Origin of the sequence: Synechococcus sp. R5-13 (assembly GCF_047462015.1) — a bacterium.
Classification (GTDB): domain Bacteria; phylum Cyanobacteriota; class Cyanobacteriia; order Thermostichales; family Thermostichaceae; genus Thermostichus.
On the sequence record NZ_JANSIL010000105.1, the window covers coordinates 21,199 to 27,198 of the forward strand.

At 60.0% G+C, this 6,000-nt stretch carries 5 protein-coding genes; 3 read left to right on the forward strand and 2 right to left on the reverse strand.

Annotated elements, in window-relative coordinates; genetic code table 11:
- Positions 1-975, reverse strand: coding sequence for an LPS export ABC transporter periplasmic protein LptC (lptC, locus tag NW840_RS08625; protein WP_414343677.1), 975 nt, complete (start codon positions 973-975; stop codon positions 1-3).
- Positions 976-1,130: 155 nt separating this feature from the next.
- Between lptC and NW840_RS08630 the strand changes: the two genes are divergently transcribed.
- Genes NW840_RS08630 through NW840_RS08640 form a run of 3 tightly spaced genes read left to right on the forward strand, consistent with a single transcriptional unit; the run spans position 1,131 to position 5,192 of the window.
- Positions 1,131-2,000: a branched-chain amino acid ABC transporter permease gene (locus tag NW840_RS08630; RefSeq protein WP_414343679.1), complete on the forward strand. Its 870-nt coding sequence runs from the start codon at positions 1,131-1,133 to the stop codon at positions 1,998-2,000.
- Positions 2,000-2,959, forward strand: a complete 960-nt coding sequence (locus tag NW840_RS08635) for a branched-chain amino acid ABC transporter permease (protein WP_414343681.1) — start codon at positions 2,000-2,002, stop codon at positions 2,957-2,959. Before NW840_RS08630 ends, NW840_RS08635 begins: the two co-directional genes overlap by 1 nt.
- Before the next feature lie 58 nt (positions 2,960-3,017).
- Positions 3,018-5,192 carry an RNA degradosome polyphosphate kinase gene (locus tag NW840_RS08640; protein ID WP_414343684.1) on the forward strand — a complete coding sequence of 725 codons (2,175 nt, stop codon included), beginning with the start codon at positions 3,018-3,020 and terminating at the stop codon, positions 5,190-5,192.
- An 80-nt stretch (positions 5,193-5,272) separates the two neighbouring features.
- Here the strand turns inward: NW840_RS08640 and NW840_RS08645 are convergent, their stop codons facing one another.
- On the reverse strand, positions 5,273-5,773 hold the full coding sequence (locus tag NW840_RS08645; RefSeq protein ID WP_414343683.1) for a DoxX family protein: 501 nt from the start codon (positions 5,771-5,773) through the stop codon (positions 5,273-5,275).
- Between the last annotated feature and the right edge of the window lie 227 nt (positions 5,774-6,000).

A 6,000-nucleotide genomic window follows, 5' to 3' on the forward strand; every position in this document is an offset into this window, starting at 1 on the left:
TCAGGGCAAAGTGAGCTGGGTTTGGCTGTTGCCTTGGATCCGAGCAGTGTTGGCCTGCCAATCCAGGATCCCTTGGTTGCCTCTGACAGTCAAAGCCTGGCCGGGCTGGCGGTAGCGCACGTTGCCCTGGGCCTGCAACTGGGTGGAGCCGATGCGCCAGCGGATCTCCTGGGCCTGCAGCTCTTGACCGGTTTGCTCGGCTTTGGCTTGCCCGTTGCCCAATATGCGCAACTCGGTTAGAGGCAGGGGAGCCCGCAACTGCTCGCCCCTGAGGCGCAAAGCTTGTAAGGGAGCGTAAACCTCTACAGACCCTACTGCCTGCACTTCCCCGACGCCAAATTGCCACAGAAAACGGCTGGCGGCCAGCTCCAGATCCGGATCCCGGTACTCTGCCCGCACCGGCTGAGTGGGATCCCAGTTCTCCAACTGCATCTGGGCTTGGCCAAAATCAACGAGCAGCCGATCCCCCCACAGGGATCCCTGGCCCTCCAACAGCTCCACTTTCACCTGGCCCTCGGCTTGGAGGCGGCGCTGTTCCGGCAGCCATTCCACCCGTTGGGCCTGCAGACGCAGATTATCCCGCTCTGATTCCACCTTGACTTGACCCGTCAATTCCAGCCGTCGTTCGCCGGGGTACGCGGATCCTCGCTCGGCGCGGGTGCGGATGGCGCGGTTGTCTTCGTCGAAGAATTCCCCCTGAACGGCCTGCAAATGGGCGGATCCCAACTGCACAGGAGTGGCGCTGCCTTCGGAGGGGGGCTCGTATTCGGCCAGGCGAGCCTGTAAGCGCCAAAGAATGCCGCCGTCGGGCCTGGCTTGGGTGAGGGTGATGTCTTCGTAGATTAACTGGGGAGTGGGAATGGGATCCGCAGGTGTGGGATCCCTGTCTGGGGATGGCTCCAGCGCTCCGCAGGCAAGGCTCAACAGGGCCAAAGCTGCCAGGGAGCTGAGGATGGACAAAGACCTGGACTGCATGGATCTTCTTCCTTGTGGGCGCTCTCCCCTACCCTAGCTTTCTTAGGACTCCGTCCCGCTGGCGCGATCAGCCGTATCCTTCCGCTGTGCCGGACGGGATCCCGCTCTCGGCAAACCCGTGGCATCATCAGGGCAAGGGGTTTTCGGGGGCAAGCGTGACCCAACTGTTGCAACTTTTCATTTACGGCCTCGTCTTGGGCAGCATCTATGCTCTGGGGGCAATTGGGGTATCCCTCACGTTTGGCATTTTGCGCTTTGCCAACTTTGCCCACGGGGATCTGATGACCCTGGGGGCCTACTTCGGCCTGACATTTGTTGGGTTGGGTTGGCCAATTGGGGTCAGCCTGCTCCCGGCAGCTTTGGCCACGGTACTTTGTGCAGTTGGGATCGACCAACTCATTTATCGCCGCCTGCGCCGGGAGGCACCAGTGATCTTGCTCATTTCTTCTTTTGGCACCGCCCTGATTCTGCGCAGCCTGGTGCAGATCATCTGGGGGCCCAACAATCAGGTGTACCGCAGCGGGATCCAGTTGCCGTGGCGGCTTGGGGAGCTGCGCATTAAGCCCGATTGGGCGGTAATCCTGGCGGGAACAGCCCTGTTGGTGGTGGCCCTGCATCTCTTCTTACAACGCACGCGGGTGGGCAAAGCGATGCGGGCCATGGCCGACAATTTTGAGCTGGCCAAGATTACCGGCATTGATACAGAGCGGATCGTCCTCTGGACTTGGGCCATTGGCGCAGCCTTGGCCTGTGCAGCAGGTGTGTTCCTGGGCATGGATACCCGTCTGCACCCCACCATGGGCTGGCGGCTATTGCTGCCCATTTTTGCAGCGGCCATTCTCGGCGGCATTGGTCGCCCTTACGGGGCCATTGCCGGAGGGCTGGTGATTGGCCTGGCGGAAGAATTCTCGACCTTGGTGATCAACCCGGCCTATAAAACCGGGGTGGCCTTCGCCATATTGGTATTGCTGCTGATCTTCCGACCCACGGGATTGCTGGGATCCCCGGGTAGGGGGGATGTCTGATGTTGAGCTACGGCATTTTCTTTTTGATTTTGGTGGGGATCTACGGCGTGCTGGTGCTGGGCCTCAATGTCCAGTGGGGCTACGCCGGCATGTTCAACATCGGGGTGGGGGCTTTTTTTGCCGTGGGAGCCTATGCCAGCGCCATTGTAACCACACCCCCAAGTGCCGAGCATTTGGGCGGCTTCAATCTACCCTTTTGGGTGGGTTTTGCCGTGGCTGTGGCTGTCGCCGGGGCGATTGCCTTTTTGATCGGCTTGATTACCCTGAAGCTGCGTTCCGACTACTTGGCCATCGCCACCATCGGCATTGCTGAGATCATCAGCCAAATCCTGAGAAATGAGGGCTGGCTGACCAATGGCGTACGGGGAATTACCCGCATTCCACGACCCTTTCGCGGCTGGATCCCAGGTCAGGATACCCTTCTCTACTTGGGCTTGGTGCTGGTCATTTTGGCGGTGATCTATTGGGCTGCGGAGCGGGCCTATCGCTCCCCCTGGGGGCGGGTGCTGCGGGCCATTCGCGAGGATGAACCGGCAACCATGGCCGCCGGCAAAGATGTGCTCCAGTTTCGCCTGCAGGCGTTTGTGCTGGGATCCATGCTCATGGGGTTGGCGGGGGCCCTCTACGCCCATTTTGTCAATTTCATCAGCCCAGAAGCCTTTCAACCGGAGTTTGCCACCTTCATCGTTTGGGTGATGTTGATCGCAGGGGGCAGTGGCAACAATCGCGGCGCCTTGCTGGGAGCGCTGGTGATTTGGGGGGTGTGGTCGGGCAGCGAGTGGCTCACCAACCGTCTGCCGCCCCAATGGGCCACCCGAGCCGGCCCTCTGCGTATTCTGTTGATTGGGATCCTGCTCCAGGTGATTCTTCTGACGCGCTCTCAAGGATTGCTGCCTGAACGTCCGCCCAAGCCCGTTTTGGGCCCTTCCCCTTCGCCTCAGCAGAACCCAGCAGGATAGGATTGGGTCGGCTCCAGCCGTTGTTGACGTGTTTGAGACAACCCAGCCCTCTGCCGCCATGACTCCGCGCCCCAAGGAAACCGACCCTTCCTGGCCACCTTGCAACCCTGACACGACGGGCTGCCCCCCTGATGCCGGACAACCAGGGATCCGGACTACACCCATCCAAGAGGGCTATGCTCTGCCGGAGCAGTATTTCAACCGGGAGCTGAGCTGGATTGAATTCAATGCCCGGGTTTTGCACGAGGCCCTGGATGAGCGCACACCGCTGCTGGAGCGGCTGAAGTTTCTGGCCATCTTTGAGAGCAACCTGGACGAATTTTTCATGGTGCGGGTGGCGGTGATCCGTCGTCAGTTGGAAACGGGCGTGTTGGTGCTAACCCCGGATGGCCTTACACCGCAGCAGCAGTTGCAGCAGATCTCGAGCCACCTGCGCCCCCTGATTCGAAAATTGCACACTTGCTTCCGGCAGGAACTGGTGCCCAAGCTGGCGGAACAGGGCATTCACATCCGCGATTTTTCCGAGCTGGCCGAGTCGGAACGGCAGGAGCTGCGGGACTACTTTGAGAGGCGTTTGTTTCCAGTGCTCACCCCCTTGGCGGTGGATCCAGGCCATCCTTTTCCCTACATCTCCAACCTCAGCCTCAGCTTGGCGGTGGTGGTGCGGGATCCAGAGACTGGCAAGGAGCATTTTGCTCGCGTGAAGGTGCCCAACACCTTGCCCCGCTTTGTGCCGCTGCGGGATGGGGTGAGCTTTGTGCCGCTGGATCAGGTGATTGCCCACCATCTGGAAGCGCTGTTTGTCGGCATGCAGGTGCTGGAGTACTACCCCTTCCGCATCACCCGGGATGCCGATCTGGAAATCCAAGAGGACGAGGCTGACGATCTGCTGGCTGCCATTCAAGAAGAGCTGCGCAAGCGCCGCTTCGGCTCAGTGGTGCGCATGGAGATTGCCAGCCAAACTCCGGCAGCCATCCGACAACGGCTCAGCGAAGAGATGCGCCTCAACAGTGACTCGGTGTACGAAGTGGATGGCCTCTTGAGTATGGGGGGGGTGATGGCGTTTCTCAGCCTGGATCGGCCCGATTTGAAGGATCCCCCTTGGGGGCCGGTCACCCCGCCCCGCCTGCGCACTGCCTCGGTCAGCGATGAGCCGGTGGATATCTTTGCCGTCATCCGGGAAGGGGATCTGTTGGTGCATCACCCCTACGATTCCTTCGCCGCCAGCGTGGAGCGGTTTTTGGAGGAGGCCGCCAACGATCCGCAGGTGCTCACCATTAAGCAAACCCTCTACCGCACCTCCGGCGACTCGACGGTGGTGAAATCCCTCATTCAGGCCGCCGAAAACGGCAAGCAGGTGGCCGCTCTGGTGGAGCTCAAAGCCCGTTTCGACGAAGAAAACAACATCCTCTGGGCCAAAAAGCTGGAGAAAGCCGGGGTCCACGTGGCCTACGGCCTGCCGGGGCTGAAAATCCACTGCAAACTGGCTTTGGTGGTGCGGGAAGAGGAGGGATCCCTGCGCCGCTACGTCCACATCGGTACCGGCAACTACAACCCCAAAACTGCCCGTATCTATACCGACCTAGGGCTGTTCACTTGCGATGAGACCCTCTGCAACGATGTTACGGAATTGTTCAACCTACTGACGGGCTACTCACGGCAACGGCAATTCCGCAAGCTCTTGGTGGCCCCCAGAACCCTACGCCAAGGCATGGAAGCCCTGATCCGCCGCGAGATGCGCCATGCCCAAGCAGGGGGCCAGGGGCGTATCATCGTCAAGATCAACTCTCTCACCGACCCGGAAATGATCCGGCTGCTCTACGAGGCCAGCCAAGCCGGGGTGGAGATCGATCTCATTGTGCGCGGCATGTGCTGCCTCAAGCCCGGGATCCCCGGCCTAAGCGAACGCATCCGCGTGATCAGCATCATCGGGCGCTTCCTGGAGCACTCCCGCATCTTCTACTTCTACAATGGCGGCCAGGAAGAGTACTTCATCGGCAGTGCCGACTACATGACCCGCAACCTGGATCGGCGCGTTGAGGTGGTTACCCCTGTGGAGGATCCCGCGTTGCAGCGGGAGCTCAAGGCAATCTTGGACATCTGCCTGACGGACAACCGGCAGGCCTGGGAGTTGCGCCCTGATGGCACCTACGTGCAGCGACAACCCAAGCCAGGAGAGCCTGTGCGCTCCACCCACCAACGCCTGATGGAGCGGGCCGCCAGCCGCATTTAGCAGGATGACTCTCACTGCTAACCTCTCTCTCAGAGGGATAGAGGAGCAGCCTCGCCGCTATCGGGAATGGCCACCAAAGCTCAGGATCCGGTGGTCTTGGCGGCCTCGGCCTCTTCCTCGCCCAGCGCAATTACCCGTTCCGTGGCCTGCAACGAAGACTGCAAGCTCTCCAACTTTTCCCGGCTGGCGCGGTTCAGCCACGACTCGATTGCATTCACCAAGAGCTGATCCACAGAGAACCAGCCGCCCCCATTCACCGCAAAGGCCAAGAAGATCGCTGCGTAAATGGCCGACAGCTCCAGATAGGGAACGCTGAAGCCGGCCACCTTAATGTGATGGAACATGGCCACTGCCATCGTGGCGAACAAACCCAACGCTGCCCCGCGGGTCAACAAACCCAGCGCCACCATGGGGGCTGCAATCAGCTCGGTATAGGCGGCTACATAAGCAAAAAAGATCGGGAAGGGCAACCCGATCACTTCTACATAAGCCGTCGCAAACCCTTCAATATCTGCCAGCTTGTCAAGGCCGTTGTGAATCATGAATAGCCCTGCCACCACCCGCAAAACGGTCCACGCCACTTGAGACCAGCGCGGAGTTACGCTGTCGTGACGCAAAGCTGAGGCGAGTAGCACGGGAAACTGCTGAGAGGGTGCCATAGGATAAAACCTGCGATGCAAAGATGAGCAAAGATTCTAACTTATTGTAACGATTCTAAATTTCTGTAACAAGATGGGGTTCAGCTAGAAATCGCAGGAGCCCCGCACTGTACCCGTAGGGTCAGTGTCGGGAGGAATGCGGAAGTTAT